At 55.4% G+C, this 18,060-nt stretch carries 18 protein-coding genes; 13 read left to right on the top strand and 5 right to left on the bottom strand.

Annotated elements, in window-relative coordinates:
- The first annotated feature begins 53 nt into the window (after positions 1-53).
- The 9 genes from K8I01_08655 to K8I01_08615 all read left to right on the top strand — a co-directional run bounded on the left by K8I01_08655 (position 54) and on the right by K8I01_08615 (position 6,488).
- Positions 54-536 (top strand): hypothetical protein, encoded by a 483-nt coding sequence (locus K8I01_08655; protein MBZ0220484.1) that lies wholly within the window; start codon positions 54-56, stop codon positions 534-536.
- Complete coding sequence (locus tag K8I01_08650) at positions 529-879, top strand: prepilin-type N-terminal cleavage/methylation domain-containing protein (protein MBZ0220483.1); 351 nt, start codon at positions 529-531, stop codon at positions 877-879. The genes K8I01_08655 and K8I01_08650 overlap by 8 nt, the downstream gene beginning before the upstream one ends.
- Positions 836-1,444 carry a prepilin-type N-terminal cleavage/methylation domain-containing protein gene (locus K8I01_08645; protein ID MBZ0220482.1) on the top strand — a complete coding sequence of 203 codons (609 nt, stop codon included), beginning with the start codon at positions 836-838 and terminating at the stop codon, positions 1,442-1,444. Before K8I01_08650 ends, K8I01_08645 begins: the two co-directional genes overlap by 44 nt.
- A complete protein-coding gene (gene gspK / locus K8I01_08640) occupies positions 1,441-2,394 on the top strand; it encodes a type II secretion system minor pseudopilin GspK (GenBank protein ID MBZ0220481.1) in 954 nt (317 codons plus the stop codon). The genes K8I01_08645 and gspK overlap by 4 nt, the downstream gene beginning before the upstream one ends.
- 163 nt (positions 2,395-2,557) lie before the next feature.
- Complete coding sequence (locus K8I01_08635) at positions 2,558-3,880, top strand: hypothetical protein (protein MBZ0220480.1); 1,323 nt, start codon at positions 2,558-2,560, stop codon at positions 3,878-3,880.
- Positions 3,877-4,413, top strand: coding sequence for a hypothetical protein (locus K8I01_08630; protein ID MBZ0220479.1), 537 nt, complete (start codon positions 3,877-3,879; stop codon positions 4,411-4,413). Before K8I01_08635 ends, K8I01_08630 begins: the two co-directional genes overlap by 4 nt.
- Before the next feature lie 55 nt (positions 4,414-4,468).
- Positions 4,469-5,074 carry an adenylyl-sulfate kinase gene (cysC, locus tag K8I01_08625; GenBank protein MBZ0220478.1) on the top strand — a complete coding sequence of 202 codons (606 nt, stop codon included), beginning with the start codon at positions 4,469-4,471 and terminating at the stop codon, positions 5,072-5,074.
- Between the two features lie 270 nt (positions 5,075-5,344).
- Positions 5,345-6,088 carry a choice-of-anchor N protein gene (locus K8I01_08620; GenBank protein ID MBZ0220477.1) on the top strand — a complete coding sequence of 248 codons (744 nt, stop codon included), beginning with the start codon at positions 5,345-5,347 and terminating at the stop codon, positions 6,086-6,088.
- A gap of 40 nt (positions 6,089-6,128) precedes the next feature.
- Positions 6,129-6,488, top strand: coding sequence for a PilZ domain-containing protein (locus K8I01_08615; protein ID MBZ0220476.1), 360 nt, complete (start codon positions 6,129-6,131; stop codon positions 6,486-6,488).
- Between the two features lie 183 nt (positions 6,489-6,671).
- Here K8I01_08615 and K8I01_08610 read toward each other — a convergent pair whose 3' ends face one another.
- Positions 6,672-8,858 (bottom strand): tetratricopeptide repeat protein, encoded by a 2,187-nt coding sequence (locus K8I01_08610; GenBank protein MBZ0220475.1) that lies wholly within the window; start codon positions 8,856-8,858, stop codon positions 6,672-6,674.
- Between the two features lie 384 nt (positions 8,859-9,242).
- Here K8I01_08610 and K8I01_08605 point away from each other — a divergent pair, with 384 nt between their 5' ends.
- Complete coding sequence (locus tag K8I01_08605) at positions 9,243-10,007, top strand: choice-of-anchor N protein (GenBank protein MBZ0220474.1); 765 nt, start codon at positions 9,243-9,245, stop codon at positions 10,005-10,007.
- Between the two features lie 60 nt (positions 10,008-10,067).
- On the opposite strand, the gene K8I01_08600 is transcribed toward K8I01_08605, so the two are convergent.
- From K8I01_08600 to prsK, 4 genes are read right to left on the bottom strand one after another with little or no spacing between them, the layout of a single operon-like run.
- On the bottom strand, positions 10,068-11,018 hold the full coding sequence (locus K8I01_08600) for an SDR family oxidoreductase (protein MBZ0220473.1): 951 nt from the start codon (positions 11,016-11,018) through the stop codon (positions 10,068-10,070).
- Between the two features lie 19 nt (positions 11,019-11,037).
- Positions 11,038-12,360, bottom strand: coding sequence for a nucleotide sugar dehydrogenase (locus K8I01_08595; GenBank protein ID MBZ0220472.1), 1,323 nt, complete (start codon positions 12,358-12,360; stop codon positions 11,038-11,040).
- Complete coding sequence (prsR, locus tag K8I01_08590) at positions 12,360-13,727, bottom strand: PEP-CTERM-box response regulator transcription factor (GenBank protein MBZ0220471.1); 1,368 nt, start codon at positions 13,725-13,727, stop codon at positions 12,360-12,362. The genes K8I01_08595 and prsR overlap by 1 nt, the downstream gene beginning before the upstream one ends.
- 14 nt (positions 13,728-13,741) lie before the next feature.
- Positions 13,742-15,847, bottom strand: a complete 2,106-nt coding sequence (gene prsK, locus K8I01_08585; GenBank protein ID MBZ0220470.1) for a PEP-CTERM system histidine kinase PrsK — start codon at positions 15,845-15,847, stop codon at positions 13,742-13,744.
- 91 nt (positions 15,848-15,938) lie between these two features.
- Here prsK and K8I01_08580 point away from each other — a divergent pair, with 91 nt between their 5' ends.
- The 3 genes from K8I01_08580 (at position 15,939) to K8I01_08570 (ending at position 18,041) form a co-directional block, all read left to right on the top strand.
- Positions 15,939-16,316, top strand: coding sequence for a fibronectin type III domain-containing protein (locus K8I01_08580; protein MBZ0220469.1), 378 nt, complete (start codon positions 15,939-15,941; stop codon positions 16,314-16,316).
- 64 nt (positions 16,317-16,380) lie between these two features.
- Positions 16,381-17,154, top strand: coding sequence for a polysaccharide lyase (locus tag K8I01_08575; GenBank protein MBZ0220468.1), 774 nt, complete (start codon positions 16,381-16,383; stop codon positions 17,152-17,154).
- Entirely contained in the window at positions 17,151-18,041 is an 891-nt protein-coding gene (locus K8I01_08570; protein ID MBZ0220467.1) for a polysaccharide lyase, read from the top strand. Before K8I01_08575 ends, K8I01_08570 begins: the two co-directional genes overlap by 4 nt.
- The last annotated feature ends 19 nt before the right edge of the window (positions 18,042-18,060 follow it).

The raw sequence follows: 18,060 nt of genomic DNA, 5'->3' as shown, positions 1-18,060 counted from the left end.
TCGTAAAGGCGCGGTTTTCTCTTTTGAGTACAGGGTCCCGACCGCCGGGCCGCATGCAAGGCTCCGGCGGCTTCACCATAATGGAGCTGGTCGTCCTCATTGCCGTAATCGGGCTGGCGCTCGTGATAACGCTACCCAGGCTTACGGGGTTTGAGCGCGCGGCCCTCAAGTCCCAGGCAGGCAAGCTCTCGACCTTTTTGAGGTATGCGAATGAATCTGCCGCTACAAAGCGCCTTTATTACAAGGTCTCATTCAATATCGAAAACGGCTCGGTGATGGTCGAGCGCTCCCCTGACGGCAAGGAATTTTCAGGGGACATGGATATAAGAGGCCTCAAGATGAGTGGCGGGGTAATGCTCCGCGATATCGTCGTGCAAGGGCTCGGAAAAATAGAAAGCGGGACCGTGTCGGTCGTCTTTACGCCGCTCGGGGCGGCAGAAGAGTTTTCCGTACACCTGGAGGCCGGGAAGGACTGGTTCACCGTGAAGTTCAACCCATACTCAGGAAAGGCCGAGGTGGTCGAGGGATATGCCTGAAAAGAGGGAAAAAGGGTTTACCCTCCTTGAGGTCATGATAAGCCTTGCCATCCTGGCAGGGGCGGTTGTGACGCTCGTTGCCGCCTTCAATTACCACCTTAAGGTATCTTCCGAGACAAGCGACCTTGTAGCCGCTTCCGTACTCGGCAGGTTCAAGGCAGAGGAGGTCTCGCTCTATGGGCCGCCGGGTACCATGAGCGGATCATTTGAAGGCGACTTCAAGACTTTCAGCTGGGAGATGCAGCCGTCGGACACCGAGCTGCCGGGACTTAAGCGGCTGGATGTAAGGATAAGCTGGGATGCGTCCAAAAGCCTTACGCTCCATACCTTTTATCAGGAATAGCGGGTTTACGTTCATAGAGGTGCTCGTTGCGCTTACGATCGGCTCTGTTGCGCTCCTCTCCCTTTACGGCGTCCTCATGAGCGTACTTGGCGCGGGCGAAAGGACCGGCGCCTCGATCGAGAGGGATTTGGAGGCGGGGATATTCCTTGAGAGGCTTTCGGGCGAGGTCAACTCCGCGTACTTCAGCCCGGAAGAGCCCAATACGGTATTCTCCGGAAAGATAAGGGGCGGGGCTCCGGCCCTGGAGTTTACATCGTATTCAGCGGTGCCCCAAAGGGAGGGTGCTCCTTCCACAGACCTCATGGGGATAGGTTACTTCGCGAAGCATGAAGACGGGGGGCTTACCCTTTACAGAGAGACATGGAACCCACTAATCGGTGAAAGGTTCAGTTCGGAGGCGCTCTCCGGCATAGAGGCGTTCGAGCTGAGCTACAATAACGGCGCTACGTGGGCAAACGCATGGGAGGCGACCCTTGAAAAAAAGCTCCCCCTTGCCGTAAGGGCCAGGGTGGTCTTGAGGGACGGAAGGGAATTTACAGCGCTTTCCAGGACCATGATAAGATGAGGCCGCCCTCGAAGGAGAGGAACGCCGCCTTGAGCGTACGATCGAGACCGGGGGAGAGCGGCTTTGTCCTTATAGCCACGCTCGTTATCCTGGCGGTCCTTGTGGCTATCGTGACCGAGTTCGTCTACCGGGTGCACGTCTCCGCCTCCAGGGCCTCCAATTTCGCGGAGGGACAGAGAGCCGCGCTCCTGGCCGGCAAGGGGGTCGAGCTCGCGGAGCAGGCCCTTAAAGAGATGCTCAAGTCCGGGCCGAATATCGCGATTGATAAGGATGGGCTCCTTTTCACGTCATCAGAAGGGGAGTCGTCGGTAGTCATAAGGGTCCATGACGAGCTTGGCAAGGCATCGTTGAGGACAGTTTACGCTAACGGAGTAGAAAACGGCAGGACGCACCCGGTCTTCTCAAGACTACTTGAAGGGTTGGGTATAAAGGGCCGCGAGGGCCTTGAGGACTCCCTGGCGGACTGGATTGACGGCGACGACCAGCCAAGGGCATACGGGGCCGAGGGCCCGGAGCATTATTTGAGGCTCAAAGCGCCTTATGAGGCGAGGAACGAGTATCCTGGCTCAATAGGAGAGCTCCTGCTGATAAAGGGCTTTTCGCCCCAGGTGCTTGCAATGCTAAAGCCCGTTGTCTCGCCCTATAACACGGACGGGCTCGTTAACGTGAATACCGCCCCAAGAGAGGTGCTCCTGGCCCTTTCGGAAGAAATGACCGAAGAGCTCGCCTCTAATCTCATAAAGCGCAGGATGGAGAGGCCCTTTAAGGACAGGTCCGAGATAATGAAGGTGCCGGGTTTCGAGACGGCAGGCTACGGCCTCATGGATAGTATAAGGGTGGAGAGCCGGATATTCAGCGTCCATTCGAGGGCTACATCTGGCGAGGTCTCGCGGGAGATAGAGGCGGTTTTCGAGGTAGGGAAGGGTGTCCTCTATTGGAGAAGGCTCTAGCAGGGTGTTGAAAAACACCCTGCTAAGCAATCCACGGATGGATTGCCAAATTGCGAAGACTTGAAAAGTCGAGCAACTTGTGAGGCTTGGGCGGATTCCTTCCGGCCAAGCCGTGGTTGAAAAAGTCTAGGAAGGACTTTTTCAAATCCTGAGAGGGCCATAGATGAAAGACCAGTTAGCGATAATCGAAATCGCGCCCGGAGCCGTAAGGGGCTGCGTCTTCAATGCCCCTGGCGATAAAGCAGCCTGCGCTACCGAACATTTTACACAGGCGGGCGGCAGAAGGGATGCGCTCTCGCGCCTTGTGTCGACACTTCAGGGAGGCCCCGGGGGCGGAGCCTTGAAAGATGGGCTATTCCTGAGCTTTTCCCCGGCGCTTCTTAGCATAAGGGTAGTAGAGGTCCCGTTCGAGGACCGCGAAAAGATAAACGGGATACTCCCTTTCGAGCTTGCGGGCTGCCTGCCTTCAGATGCGGAGGATTTCGTATTCGACAACCTGCCGCTCGGAGGCGGCAGGGCCATTGCCGTCGGTATGGAAAAGAGACTTCTGAGAGATTGCCTTTCCGAGCTTAATGGGCTTGGCCTGGACCCGCGCTGGGCCGGTCCCGCTGCCTTCGCTGCCCCGGCCCTCATTGAGACGCTCTCGAAAAATGGAGGATACGCCGCCCTTGTGACCCCTGAGCTCTTTTCGGTCTCGGAAGGTGGCAGGCTCGTTTTCTTTAACGCATACAACGGGGCTGATTCCCTGAGGCTCAATATCGAGCTATTGAGCTCCGGGGGGGTTACGATAGACAGGGCCTATTCGATAGGGCTCAGCCCCGGCGCGCTCGCTCCTGTCATGGCGGATATCGAAATACTGGAAGGGAAACTGCCCGAAGGCATGGAGGAGATGGCGGCGATCTACGCCCTTTCGCTCACTCTCAGGGGAAGGCGGCTTCCGGGGTCTTTTTTGGATTTCAGGAGAGGGGAATTGGAATACACTAAGGAGAAGAGCGCCGCAAGGAAAAAGCTCAAGCTCACCCTTTTTCTGTGCGCGCTCCTTTCTCTTTTGGGGATATCGGACCTCTATATGCGATACCTTGCCGCATCTGGCGAGCGCGCTTCCTATAGGAGCGCCCTCAGGTCGGCTTATCTGGGCCTTTTCCCCGGAGAGGGCGGCGCCGCTGACGAGCTATACCAGATGGAAGTCAAGATGAAGCTCCTCGATGAAGAGGCCCGCGTCCTCGGAGGTATAAAGCCCGCCGAGGTAATGAGGAAGCTCGCTACCTTTACGCCGAAGGAGGCAGGGATAGTTATAAATGAGCTCTATATTGGGGAGGAGAGGATAAGCGCAAAGGGGGAGGCGGCCTCGTTCGAGGCAGCGAACGGGCTTAAGGACGCGCTCTCAAGGAGCAGCGCATTCAGGGAGGTGCTCCTTGCGGACCTCAAGGCAAAGCCCGGCGGAGGGGCCGTCTTCACACTCTCTCTGAAGGAGGGTGCCGAGTGACCGGGCCAGCGAACATTGTCCAAAAAATCAGGCAAAGGCCTGCTCTCGCGCTAGCGGCACTGGTCCTCGTGGCCGCAATGGCCGGCGCGCTTGCCTCCATCGAGAGGTATTCGGCCGTAAAGAGGCAGGCGGCCTTTAAAAAAGAGGAGCTTTCGAGCTTCCGGGCGCTCGAGGCCGCATATGTCCAAAGGAAGGCCGGGATAGAGGAAGCCTTGAGAAAGGCGCATGCAAAAGGAGACCAGTCGGCCATAGCCGTTATAGAGCGCGCCGCTGAAGCGGTCGGTGCGAGGTCCTCGATAGTCTCCATAAGGCAGGCCGGAGAGAAAGAAATACTCGGCTACACCGAAACTGGGGTCGAGGTCAAACTCGAAAGGGTGGACCTGAACCATCTGGTGAACCTTTTGCACCACCTCGAGAGGGGAGGCGCGCTTATCGTAACGAGGGAGTTCTCGATGAAGACGAGATTCGATGCCCCGGACCTTTATGACGTCGATATGAAGCTTTCGCATGTCAGAAAGAAGTTGGGCGTTTAACCGTCTCGAGGGAGGCGAAATACAGAGCTGGACTGGCTATGCAATAAAGCTTATCATGTTCTTAATAAAATCGAAGCGAGGAGGGGTTATGCAGCGGGGGTACACAATATGGTTCACAGGGCTTTCTGGCGCAGGCAAGACTACGCTCTCGAACCTCCTTCACCGCAAGCTTCAGGAATTCGGCATTACCAATATAGAGATACTTGACGGCGATGTCGTAAGGACGCACCTTTCAAAGGGGCTCGGCTTTACCAAGGAAGACAGAGACACGAACATCAGGAGAATAGGATGGGTAGCGCATCTGCTTACGAAACATAAGGTCCCGAACCTGGTCTCGGCTATCTCGCCCTACAGGGAAGTAAGAAATGAGGTCAGAAAGATGATAGAGCATGCCGGCGGGGCTGGCGCGTTTATCGAGGTCTTTGTTGATTGCCCCGTAGAAGTCTGCGAGGGAAGGGACGTAAAGGGGCTGTACGCAAAAGCGCGCAAGGGCGAGATAAAGCAGTTCACGGGCATTGACGACCCGTATGAGGCGCCCCACAACCCTGAAATCCATATTCGGACGGACCGGTTGACGACCGAAGAGGGAGTAGATTTGATTTTGAGGCATCTCGCTGAGAAAGGTTTTATAACCGGTCAGTCCATTCGGAGTAATATATAGGCAAGCGAACTCATGGGAGCCGGTGTAAGTTTTCTTTACAGCCGCGGCGGCGCTTGAGCCGTAACGCTTTGAAATTAGTGAAGAATATTTTGCAAAGGACCTTCCATGCCCCTGCGCTTTCTGTCAGCTTACTTTACAGCCCTGTCATGTGAAAGCGCCGGGTTTTTTGTAACTGCTCAAAATCAGTTTGTTTTTAGATAAAAAGAACGGCTTGGCACGGCTGTTGCTTAATATCAAGGCAATAATGGCATGTTTAAAAGGGGGAGATTCATGCTTGCCAAGATAAAATATTCCATGCTGGCCGTGGCTGCCGTTCTGGTGCTGGGATTCAAGCCGAGCACAAGCCATGCGGTTCCTGCCCTGCAGCTCGATATAGAGGGGGGCAGTTATGATTCCACTACCCAGACGATAGTGGCCAACTCCGACCCGTTTACGCTTTACGCGTTCCTGAGAACGAACGACTCTAATCTCTTAAGCGATTCGTTCTATCTCTCGGTCGCTGTCCTGCCCTCTCTCGGGTATGACTCGGAAGGCCTGGACCTGGGGTCTTTTACCCTTAACGGGGTAAGCTATGATGTCACTTCGGATATGTATTACGGGACCCCGCCTGTCGAGGAGTACTATAATACTCTCGACGGAAACGACCTGGGGCCCCATGACGTCTACCCGACCTACTTCTACGAGCACGAGTTCCAATTCGACGAGAACCTTACTACCGCCAGGTACAATACCCAGGACCGGGCGACCACCGGGACCGTAGAAACTGAGAACGGCCTCATGTATTACATTTCGTTCTCAATCGACACCACCCAGCTTGCCGCCGACTATGTACTCCATTTCGACCTTTACAACACGAAAGTTAAAAGAGGAGGCGACATCGATATCTCGATGTTCGCGCCGTTCTCGCATGACGCGGAATCAAAGAAGGTGCCTGAGCCCGGCACGTTAATACTCCTCGGAAGCGGCATGGTAGGCTTCTATGCCCACAGCCGCCTGAGGAGGAAGAGGAGCTAAAGGCTCCACGCGGCAAATTCAAATTCGGCCTTGGGTAATAATGGAATTACACGATTGTCCCAGGTGCAGGAACGCCTTCTACACGGCCTTATATACGACCACTATCGTAAGATGTCCTTACTGCGGCTTTGAAGGCAAAACGGAAGGGCGGGAAAAGCGGAAGGATGTAAGGGCAAGGGTAGGCAAGGACTGCGTCCTCACCGCGGATAGGGAAAGCATAAGGGCGAAGGTCGTTGATATCTGCGAACGCGGGATAGGCGTCCTCGCAACCGGCGATATCCCGGAGGGAAAGACCTTCAGGGTCGTGGTCGAGGATTTTGATCTGGAGGCAAGCGCAATAATCGTCTGGAAAACCCGTGTCGGAGGAGGCCCTGCAAGGGCCGGGCTGAGATTTATATAAAGATGGTGCGCTGCTTTTGGACCAGCCAAGCTCTCCTTTGTTCTAATCTGCTGAAATAAAAAAAACCGGCCGCTGACTGGCCGGTTTTTTTATTGGTCTAGTACAGTTAAACTAAAAATCTTCACTCTCCTGACTCTAAAAGCTCTCTTCAACTCAGGCCGGAACCTTGGGGAAACTTATTCGTCATTTGAGCTTTCCAAGCACCTCTCTTGCCTCTTTCGAACCCTGGAAGTCGCCCTTAAGGCTCAGGGCTTTTTTCAATTCCGTTTTGGCAAGCCCCGCGTCCCCCTTATTGTAGTATGCCATGCCGAGGTGATATCTGATTACGGGATTATCCGGCTGTTTTTCCACGCTCTCCTTGAGAAGCGAAATGGCCTTGAGGTATACCCCTTTTTTGTAATATATCCAGCCCAGCGTGTCTGATATGTTCGGGTCTTCCGGAGATAGCGATTTCGCCATTTCCGCGAGCGAAAGGGCGACGTCGATATTGCCCGCTCCCTCTGCGTAAAGCCATGCAAGGTTGTTCGCTGCCGGGACGAATTGAGGTTTTATTTCGAGGGCGCGCTTATAGCTCTCGACCGCCTCTTTTTTCCTCCCTTCCTTTTCATGGAGCACAGCCAGCACCATATGCCCGGAGACGAGGTCCGGGTCGAGCCTTACGGCCTCTTCGTACTGTCTGACAGCCTCATCCAGCGAGCCCCTGAGCGCGTAGAGGCTCCCCAAATCCAGGTAAACGGCTGTAAGGTCGTTTTTGAGCTGGAGCGTTCTCTTGAATCGGGCTTCAGCCTTGCCGAAGTCCTTCGTTAACATGTAAAGACGGCCAAGCAGATGGTGCAAATGGGGGTTGTCCTTGGATTTTTCAATCTCCGAGCCCACCCTTGCGATGGCCCCGTCCGCATCCTTATTTGAGATATGTATGGAGGCTATCATCGACAGGACATTGAGGAGCCTCGGGTCGATTGCATACGCGCGCTCGAAAGCGTCAAGTGCTGCCCTGTGCTCGCCCAGGAGCTCAAGCGCTGTGCCGAGGCGGACATAACCCCTCGCGTCCGTCGGGGCAGATTTAATGGTTTTCCTGAAAAACTCCACTGCCTCCCTGTACTTATTCTCCTTGAGCGATACGTCTCCCATTAAAAGGTTCGCCCCGGGATGGCCAGGGCTCTTTAACAAGACCTTTTTAGCCTCCTCGGCGGCAAGGCGAAGTTCGTCTGAGCTCAGATAGGCTGCGGCGAGCGCAAGCCTCGCGGCGGAAAACCCGGGTGAGATCCTTAATGCCTCGAGGAACTCGGATTTCGCCATTTGCGCGTTCCCATCCGCCTGATACGCGAGTCCCAGCGCGAAATGGGCCTGAGGGGAAAGTGGGTTTGCCTTCAAGGAGGCCTTGAGGTCGCCTATTGCGCCCTGGTAGTCCCTCCTGGCAAGAAGGAGCTTGCCCCTGAGATACAGTCCTTCGGGGTCCTTCGGGCTCTTTTTAAGGATGGTTTCGATCTCCTCCTCTGCCTCTTTCAGGTCGCCCGTATCTATCCTCAGGGCCGAAAGCCTTTTTCTCAGGGCCATGTCACCGCTCTTTTGTATGCCTCTTTCCAGGATCTTGGCCGCCTCTCCAGTATCCCTTCCCGAAGCGGCCAGGAAATCCGAAAGCGCGATATAGCCTTTCGGGCTCCCGGGCTTGAGATCTATTGCGGAAATGAAGGTGCTTTCAGCCTCCTCCGTCATGCCCGTGGCAAAGTAAAATGAGCCGAGGGCCAGAAGCGCGTCCTGGCTCTCCTTGTTGAGCTCGATATTTTTTTCCAATTCGGCCCGGGCTTCGTCATTCTTTCCCTGGCCGAGGTAAAGGTCTGCGAGTGCGATGCGGGCCTCCAGGGAACCGGCTTTGGCCTCGACTGCTTTTCTGAGTACCGCCTCGGCCCTCCTCGAGTCTTTCCTCGACAGGTGGATGGATGCCGCGGCCATGTAGGGCTTCATATCATCCGGCCTTGCCGCTATCAGTCCGTCGAGTATGGCAAGCGCCGAGGAATGGTCGCCGCTTGCCGCCAGCGCGCCGGAAAGGAGCATCTTCGCCTCGAACCTTTCAGGTTCCGCTCCGAGCACAAGCCTGGCCTTTTCCTTGGCGCCCTCGAAATCCCTCGAAAGCAGCATGAACTCCCCAACTTTTAACTGCGCGTCAATTAACCCGGGATCCAGGTCTACTGCCGCGCTGAACTCCCTGTACGCGAGCTGCATGTTCGGGACCCCGCCGGAGGACATGAGGGCCGTGCCGAGGAGATAGCGGGCCTCCGCGCTCTCAGGGTCTGCCTTTGTGGCGTTCTTGAATTCAAGGACGGCTTCCCTGTATTTGGCCGTCTCCATGTGCGCTTTGCCCTTGCGCATATGGCTTTCGAATTTTTTCTCGGCGCTTGCCCCGCAGGAGAGCACAAAAAATGCCAAAAGGAACAGAAGCATGGATCTAATCGAGGATAGCATGCAGACTCTCCTAGGGGATTGATCTTTTGGGTTGTGTGAGTACTGTAAAAAATCCTTACAGTCTTTTCGGGCGGTACGCATAAATAGTTGAATTCAAAAGCAATTTGTCTTTGTAAGGATTTCCGGATAGTGCTTCCATTTGTCAGGTTGCTTTACAAACTATCCTAAGCGGGACGGCTTGGTCATTGTAATGGCTTGATAATGCTGTCTTTTTTCAGCAAAAAATGCTTTGGCACAGCTGTTGCTATCTATAACCTCAAAGATAAAAGCATCATGAAATGGAGCCGCATCATGCTAAGCAAGCTTAAATATGTTCTGTCCACAGCCGTTGCCGCCTCTTTCCTGGGCCTTGCTCCCTCAATAAGCCATGCGCTTCCGGCCCTTCAGCTCGATATAGAGGGAGGCAGCTACGATTACAGCACAAAGACTATCGTAGCGAACGACGATGTTTTCACATTATATGCATTTCTCAATCCGAGCAGATATAATGATATCTCGGATTTGTTTTACCTTTCGATAGCTGTCCTGCCGTCACTCGAGTATTCCGATGAGGGCGCGAGCCTGGGCTCGTTCACGATAAACGGAGCCCCCATCAATGTCACTTCGGACATGTCGTACGGGACCCCGCCCGTTGACGAGACGTATCTGAAACTGGCTGAGACAAACGATTGGGATATCGGAGACCTGGAGCAGCATGAGGTCTTTCCGACCTACTTCTACGAGTACGGGTTCTATTTCAATGAAAATGACATGACCCAGGTATACGACACGATGTACAGGGCAATGAACGGGTTCAAGACTTACCAGGACGGCCAGATGTACTACGCGGCGTTCTCGATCGATACAAGGCTCCTGGACCCTGAGTATGTCATACATTTCGACTTTTATAACAGCAAGGTGAAAAAAACCGGCGATGACGTGGACATTACCATGTTCGCCAAATTCTCCTATGACGCTGAATCCAGGAAGGTCCCGGAGCCAGGCACCCTTATACTCCTCGGGAGCGGGCTTGTCGGGGCCTATCTGCACGGCCGCCTCAGGAGGAGAAAGAGCTGACCCCATCGCCTTGCGCCGGGATTTCCACTCCGGCACGCAGGACGTGGGCAGATTCGTTTCTCAACCCGCAAGCTTTCCGTAGCTCTCAAGGTACCACCGGACCGTCTTCCTGATGCCTTCGTCTATGCCGTTTTCCGGCTCATATCCGAGAAGCTCTTTTGCTCTTGAAATAGCGGCAAGGGAGTCCCTTACGTCTCCCTTCCTGGGCGGAGCGTAAGCGGGCTCGACCTTTGAGCCGAGAGAGTCGCGTATCTTCCCGAAGAGGTCGTTTATGCTCACCTTGCTCCCGTAACCCACGTTGAAATGCATGCCCTCGCAGCCACTGGCGAAGCAGGCTTTTATGTTGGCCTGGTTGCAGTCGTCCACGAATGTGAAGTCCCTTGATTGCTCGCCGTCGCCGTAGATTACCGGGCTCTTCCCGCGGAGCATTGCGTCAACAAACCTCGGTATAACGGCGGCGTACTGCGAATTCGGGTCCTGCCTCCTGCCGTACACGTTAAAATACCTCAGGGACACGGTCTCGAGCCCGTACACCCTGTGGAAGGCCTTGCAGTAGTACTCCCCGGTTATCTTCGAGACGGCATATGGCGAAAGAGGCGAGGGGGTCATCTGTTCCTCTTTCGGGAGCACGGCGGTGTCGCCGTAAACAGAGGAGGAAGAGGCGCATACGACCCGTTTGACCTCCGCCGACCTCGCGGCGTTAAGGACGTTGAGCGTCCCCGTGGCGTTCACCTCGTGAGTGGTGGCCGGGTCCTCTATCGACCGGGGCACTGAGCCGAGGGCCGCAAGATGGATTACGTAATCCATCCCCTTCATGGCGGCCTCAAGCGCCTCCTTGTCGCGTATGTCCCCCCGTATGAAATCTATCCGGCTGATTATGCCGGATAGGTTTTCCTCCCTGCCGGTCGCGAGATTGTCGAAAACGGTTACGGAGTGGCCCTTCACGAGGAGCATCTCCGATAGGTTCGAGCCTATGAAGCCCGCACCGCCAGTTACCATGAACCTGAGCATCGCAGTCCCTTTCCAGGCCTCAGGCCTTTACGATATTCCGCCTCTTAAGGCCGGCTGTAGCGTTCCTGGTGTCTACCACGAGCCTGCTATTTTTCGCTATCCACCTGTAATCGTAGCACGAATGGTCGGTCGCGATGAGCACGCAGTCGTACTTGCCGATATTCGCCTCCGTAAGCGGGGTAGAACGCATTTTAAAATGCCTTCGGTGGCTGACTGCCAAGGGGAGGTAGGGGTCGTTATAGCCGACCTCCGCCCCTTTCTCCTTTAATATCCTGATGAGCTCTAAAGACGGCGACTCCCTCAGATCGTCCACATCCTTTTTATATGCGATGCCGAGGACCAGGAGTTTCGCGCCCTTGAGGCTCTTGCCACGCTCGTTAAGCGCCTCCATGACCCTGGTGACTACATAATAGGGCATATTGGAGTTAATCTCCCCGGCAAGCTCTATGAACCGGGTCGAGAAGTCATACTCCCTGGCCTTCCAGGTGAGATAGAACGGGTCTATGGGTATGCAGTGCCCGCCCAGGCCCGGGCCGGGGTAAAAAGCCTGGAAGCCGAAGGGCTTCGTCTTGGACGCCTCGATGACCTCCCAGATATTGATGCCCATCCTGTGACAGAGCATCTTCAATTCGTTCACCATAGCTATATTGACGCTCCTGTAGATGTTCTCGAGGAGCTTGGTCATCTCCGCGACCTGGGTGGAGGAGACGGGCACAACTCTATCGACTATCCTGGAATACAGGGCAGAGCCGAGCTCGGAGCATTTCGCGGTTATCCCGCCGACGATCTTCGGGGTGGTCTTTATGGTGAAGTCCACCCGGCCGGGGTCTTCCCTTTCGGGGGAGAAGACGAGGAAAAAATCCTTGCCTGCTCTTAGCCCGCCCGCCTCGAGCATGGGAAGGAGGAGCTCGCTGGTCGTCCCCGGATAGGTGGTCGATTCGAGAGAGACGAGCTGGCCCGGCCTGAGATATTTCGCTATCTCGGCGCCCGTGGACTCGACATAAGAGAGGTCGGGCTCGCGCTTGTCCGAGAGCGGGGTGGGCACGCATATAATGACCGCATCCATCCTGGCAAGCTCCGACATGTCGCACGTAGCCCCGAAGGCGGGATTTCTGCCCTTCACCAGCCTCGATATGAGGCCCGAAGGGATGTGTTTTATATAAGACTTGCCTTTTCTTAAGAGGCGGACCTTTTCAGGGTCGACGTCGAACCCTGTGACCCTGTACCCCACATCGCAGAAGCGGAGCACTATGGGGAGCCCCACATAGCCGAGCCCGATTATTCCTATGCGGGCCTTCCGTTCCTTTATCAAGCCTGCGAGATTCGTGAAATTTCGCGACATCAATTGCTCCTTTCAAGCTTTGTAGTGATGTTGTATTTTTTTACAAGCTGGTGAAGGGTGGGTCTGCTCAAGCCCAGCTCCTCCGCGGCCTTGCTTATATTGCCGTTGTGCATGGATATGGCGGTGCATATGAGTCTTACATCGAGGTTTTCCCTGGCCTTCCTCAGGTCGAGGGTCTGCGGCTGTTTCTTTGCCGCAAACCCGAGGTCCGATGAAGTCACGACCGGACCTTCGGAGAGCGCAAGGGCCCTCCGCACCCTGTTTTCCATCTCCCTCACGTTCCCGGGCCAGTCATACGCAAGGATGGCGTCGAGGGCGTCCCTGCTGAGAAGCTTCGGCTCAGCCTGGGACGGTTCCGAGTACTTCTTCAGGAAAGTCCTGGCAAGGAGCACTATGTCCTCGCCGCGTTCCCTGAGCGGCGGGACCTCGATGGACACGACCGCCAGCCTGTAGTAGAGGTCTTCCCTGTACCGGCCCTCCTTTATAAGGGAGGTAAGGTCCCTGTTAGTGGCTGCTATGACCCGCAAGTCCACTTGCAGGGGTTCGCCGCCGCCGACCTTCTCTATGCGGTGGTCCTGCAGGAACCGGAGGAGCTTTACCTGGAGCTGGAGCGGCAATTCTCCTATTTCGTCCAGGAAGAGCGTTCCGCCCTGGGCGAGTTCTATCCTGCCGGCCTTTTTCGCGTGCGCGCCGGTAAAGGAGCCCTTTTCATGGCCGAAAAGCTCGCTTTCCATGAGGTTCTCGGGTATGGCGCCGCAGTTTATTGCCACCAGAGGCATGCCGGAACGCGAGCTGTGGCTATGTAGTGCGCGCGCTATGAGCTCCTTTCCAGTGCCGCTCTCTCCGGTTATGAGCACGGGGACGTCCTTGCCGGCCACCTTCCTTATGGTCGAGAAAATCTCATGCATCCTGCCGCTCGTTCCGGTGAGCTCGCCGAAAACATGGGTCTCGGGCTGCATCTGGAGTGCCTTGTACTCGGCCTCGAGGGTGTGTACGTAATGGGCCCGCCTGAGAGTGTGCTTAAGCTCTTCGAGGTCTATGGGCTTTGTGAAGAAATCGTGAGCGCCCAGGGACACTGCCGAGAGCGCGGCCGAACGGTCGGGGTTGCCGGTGAGCACTATGACCTTCGAAGCCGGGTCATGGCCCAGTATGCTTCCAAGAAGGCGTAGCCCCTCGGAAGTGCCTTCGGGGTCCGGGGGAAGGCCCAGGTCCAGCAGTATGAGCGGGAATGCCCCTCCCTGGAGGGCCTCCATCGCCTGCTCGCCGTCCCTTGCAAGGCAGACATCGTAGTCCTGCACAAGGGCCCATTTCATCTGGGTCCGGATGTGCTCGTCGTCGTCAATTATCAGTAATCTCGGATTTCCCATTTCAATAAAAAGCCTCAGGCCGGCGTCCGCGCTTCAGTTCCGCCCGGGAAGAGTATCCTGAATGCGGTACCCGCTCCGGGCGAGCTCTCAACGTCGACAGTACCGCCGTGGGCCTCGATTATGTTCTTGCACTGGTACAGGCCTATTCCGAACCCGTTCCTTTTCGTTGTCATGAACGGCCTGAAGAGCGATTCCCTTACGAACTCCGGCCGCATGCCGCTCCCTGTATCAGAGACCGTTACGAGGACGCCGCCCTTTACGGGCTCGGAATTCACCGAGACCTCGCCTCTGCCGTCTATCGAGTCAAACGCGTTCGTAAGGAGGTTCAGGAATACCATTTCCATTACTTCCGGGTCAATCGTCACAATCGGCGCTTTCTCCAGGCTGATGCTCACCCTGACATCCTTCTTCTCCGTGAAGGCGAGCTTCCCCAGTGCGCCGTTTACGATCGTCCGCAGATCCGTATCCCTCGGCCTTATGACCAGTCCTTCGTTGGAGGCTGAAAGCCTTTCTATGACGGTTTTCATCCTGCCGACCGTGGCGTCTATGGTGTTTATCGCGTCCTTCTGGAATGAAGGATCGTTCATGTTGTGCCTGGCGTTCTGGCTGACCAGGGAAAGGGTATTCGTAAGGTTTTTAAGGTCATGCATTATGAAGGCCGACGCCTTGCTGAACCCCTCCATCGCCTTCAGGCTCATGACGTCCTGGTCTAGCCGCATGTTCTTTATCTGGACGGCCGCCTGCGTGGTCATGGCCTTCAATATGTCGAAATCGTCCTGCCTGTATTTTTCACCGGAGATATCGCTCCCCAGGAGGGCGAATCCAACGGGGTCATCATCCGCCACAAGCGGCGCGCAGAGGACCGCGTCGGGCCAGGCAGGGAGGCTCGCGCTCATATCAGGTATTTCGGATAAAAAGAAGGGGTCTTTATCGGTTTTTATGCGCATTGAGAGGGGGTGGTCATTCCCGATCTGCCCCGGGCCCTTATCCTGGCCTGACGCGGTATTCACATATCTTCCGCTGACCGGGTCGAGAAGCCAGATACGCACGCCCCGGGCGCCGGTCGTCTCCGATATGAGTTCGATAAGAGTGGACGTTATCTCGCCGATGCTCCTTTTAGAGCTCATTTTTTCTATCGTCTCCATCCACTTATCCCGGAACTCGTACTTGTGGCTGTAGAAGTGCCTGTTTATGAAGAGCTGGACCTTCCTCCTCAAAAAGGAAGTGAAAAGGAGAAGCGCAAGGAAGAGGAGTGACACGAAGACGAAGAGCGCGGTGAAGAAAAAGCCGAGCGGAATATCCAGGTGGCGTATACCCCTTATTACGACCCCAATGCCTATGAGGTACAGGCCTGCGAGGAGGACGGTGAATGAGCCGTATACCACGTACCTCGATACGAATATGTCGACCTCGAGAAGCCTGTGCCTCACTATGAAGACCGCGGTCATGGAAACGGTTATGATGGTGATGACCGAGGCCAGGACCAGCATTTCCGCGTTTATGGCCGAAAAAAGGAGCGCCTGGCTAGAAAGGAACACGTAATAGGCCAGCACCCCTCCGACGCCGAATATTATGTATTTTATCTGCCATCTCTTCTGTCCGGACGAGGACTTGAGGGTGTTCTCAAGGTGCACGAGATTAAGCACAAGGCCGAGGAGCACGAATATGTAGAAGTACTTGCCGACGGGCCCTAGCGCGTACAATGGAGCGGAGAAAAGGGCGGGTGCGCGGTCGGGCTCAGGCGGGATATACTCTATGAAACTTGGAGAGCCTGCAAGATAGGCAAAGGCTGCTGATACTAAAGTAAACAGAATAAGAGCCGATATCCATTTCGAGAGGATTTCCCTGTGGTTGGCCCTGGCGAATACCAATGAAAAAAGCATCCAGGCTGCCGGGAGCATGGCCTGCCCCGTGAGGTTAAGCCGCATGCCGGTATGCCAGCCCCGCCCCGGGGCTAGGAGCGCGAGAGCGCTCCCGGCCTCTATGACGGCCAGGCAGGCCATTCCCGAAGCGAACCCTATGTTGACCAGGTGGCGCGGGTTCCTTAAAAGGGTGAAGAGGCCCAGCCCGGCGCACATGGCTGCGCTAAGGACATTTAATGCGAACGGCAGGGTTGTCATGTTTTCAATCGAACCTCAGGGATAATCCCAGGTGACAAAAATTACTGAATAAGCAACGCAAAAATGCTATAAGAGGGTAAAAGGTGACTGCATGAGGACCGTTCAATTCATAAAAAAAGCCTGTCCGCTCCTGTTTCTGCTCCTCCTTATTTGGGGGTGCGGGGGCGGCGGAAGCGGCGGGTCGGCCGCCAGCGGAGAAGAGCCGTTCAGGTCCGTTGAAGTCGCCTGGGACCCGCCGGATACCCGTCAAAACGGGACAGCCTTGAGCAGCGGGGAAATAGGCGGATACAGGGTCCATTACGGCGCGGAATCCGGAAATTACGATACCATCATCGACGTAGGGGGGGCGACCAGCCTGACTATCGAGGATGTCCCCTCGGACTGCGATATATATGTCGCAGTTACGGTGTACGATACGGACGGACTTGAGAGCAATTTTTCCGATGAATTGGTCATCGCGGCCGAATAGAGGCCGCCGGGCGTATTGAAATCCATTCGGCGGAAGAGCCGAACCGGCCCAAGGAGGCACGAGTTTGAAGATCAAAGCCCTCATCTTCTCTGCACTGTTACTATTTTTAGCATCGGCATGGCCGGATGAAACGGCGGCATTCGAGTACGTGATCGATTTCGAAACCGGCGACACTTCGCAGGTCGACTACGAGCATAATCCGTCGAGGAACTCCATTGTAGACTCGAATCTTTCGGGGGGCGGTAATTACGCCTTCCGGTGCATGATACCGCAGGGCTCGTCACAGCAGTATTGCGGGTTCAATGTCGACCTGTCGACGATGCCGTCCCAAAATAACATTTACATCAGGTACTATGTCAAATTCGAGCCCTCTTGGAAATTCGCGCCGCCGTCGGATAATCCCTATTACAAGTCCCTGATACTCGAGGTTGATGCGGAGGACTACAACGCCGGGGGGAGGATGTTCCTCAATTTGAATTCAGTGAGCGAGAGCGTCGCCCGGATGAAAGCCCTCATCTACACTCTCGACCAATGGCATGACACGGGCGTGGATATACGAAATGACGATAGATGGCACTGCATAGAGCTGAGGAGCTACAGGAACCTCTCGTCTCCGTCGAACGGCAGGGTGCAGGTTTGGCATAACGGAACCCTGGTGCTTGACCTCAATCCGTTCAACGCGGGGAACGCGGAGATAAGCTATATCACATTCGGGTACAGGAACGGAACGGCCCAGAATGACATGTACATGCAGTTCGACGAGATCGTGATAGCAGACCACTACATCGGCCCTATTGGTGTGCCTTCCCCGCCCAGTAACATCAGAAGAGTGCAATGAAAACGTCCGCGCTTTTAACCTGTCTAATCATCCTTGCCTTCTGCACGCACGCTAACGGCGCGGCATTTCATTTCGAGGGCTTCGAGTCGGGAGAAAGCGTGCCCGGCTTTTCAGGGAGCAGCTACGGCAGCATCTACGGGAACCCGAGCTACTCCATCCAGGGCGTCGAGAAAGCAAGCGGCAGCTATGCGCTCATGCACAGGTTCGAGGCCGGGCAGAACGGGTCGTACGCGACCATGCTCTTCGGCGACAGCCCCGAGTCCCTTGATTCCGACAACAGCAGCTATCAGGATATCTATATACAATTCAAGCTCAGGTACAGCCCCGGGTACGACTTCAGCGCGGGGAACAACAAGATAGTCATAATAGGGACTCAGGACGACACGAGGCATGAGAACGTCTGTTGTAATCCCTGGGTGGCCAATTATATCACCCTGCACGCAGGGAACTCGGGTAGTTCCGGGTATTTCAACGTAGAAGGCAATAATAAGAAGGCGGAAACCGGGCAGTGGTTTCCCCTCTCCCCCAATATCTCGGGGTACTCCGCGTACAACCGCTATACGATAGAGGCCGGAAGGTGGTACACCATAGAAATTCATATCAGCTTGAACGGCGGGTCGCAGTCCACTGGAGTCTTCGAGATGTGGATAGACGGCCAGAAAATATCCTATTACGACCAGGTCCTCTACAGGGTTCCGAGGGAAGGGGATTTCGGCACCAATGCGGCATTCGGGATAAACTTCATAATGCTTTCGCATTACCTCAACTCAGGCGCCCCCCAGGAACAGGCGATGTATTACGACGACATCGTCATGAGCACAAGCTATGTCGGGGAAAAACGCCCGTCAAGCCCCGTCAACCTTCGACTGATACTCTCAGGCAACTGAACCGTTTCCGGGCCGCCGT

The sequence above is a fragment of the Deltaproteobacteria bacterium genome (assembly GCA_019912665.1).
Taxonomy (GTDB): Bacteria; Desulfobacterota; GWC2-55-46; order GWC2-55-46; family GWC2-55-46; genus UBA5799.
The sequence above is the reverse complement of the archived record's forward strand: the minus strand, read 5'-3'. Positions and strand labels throughout refer to the sequence as shown.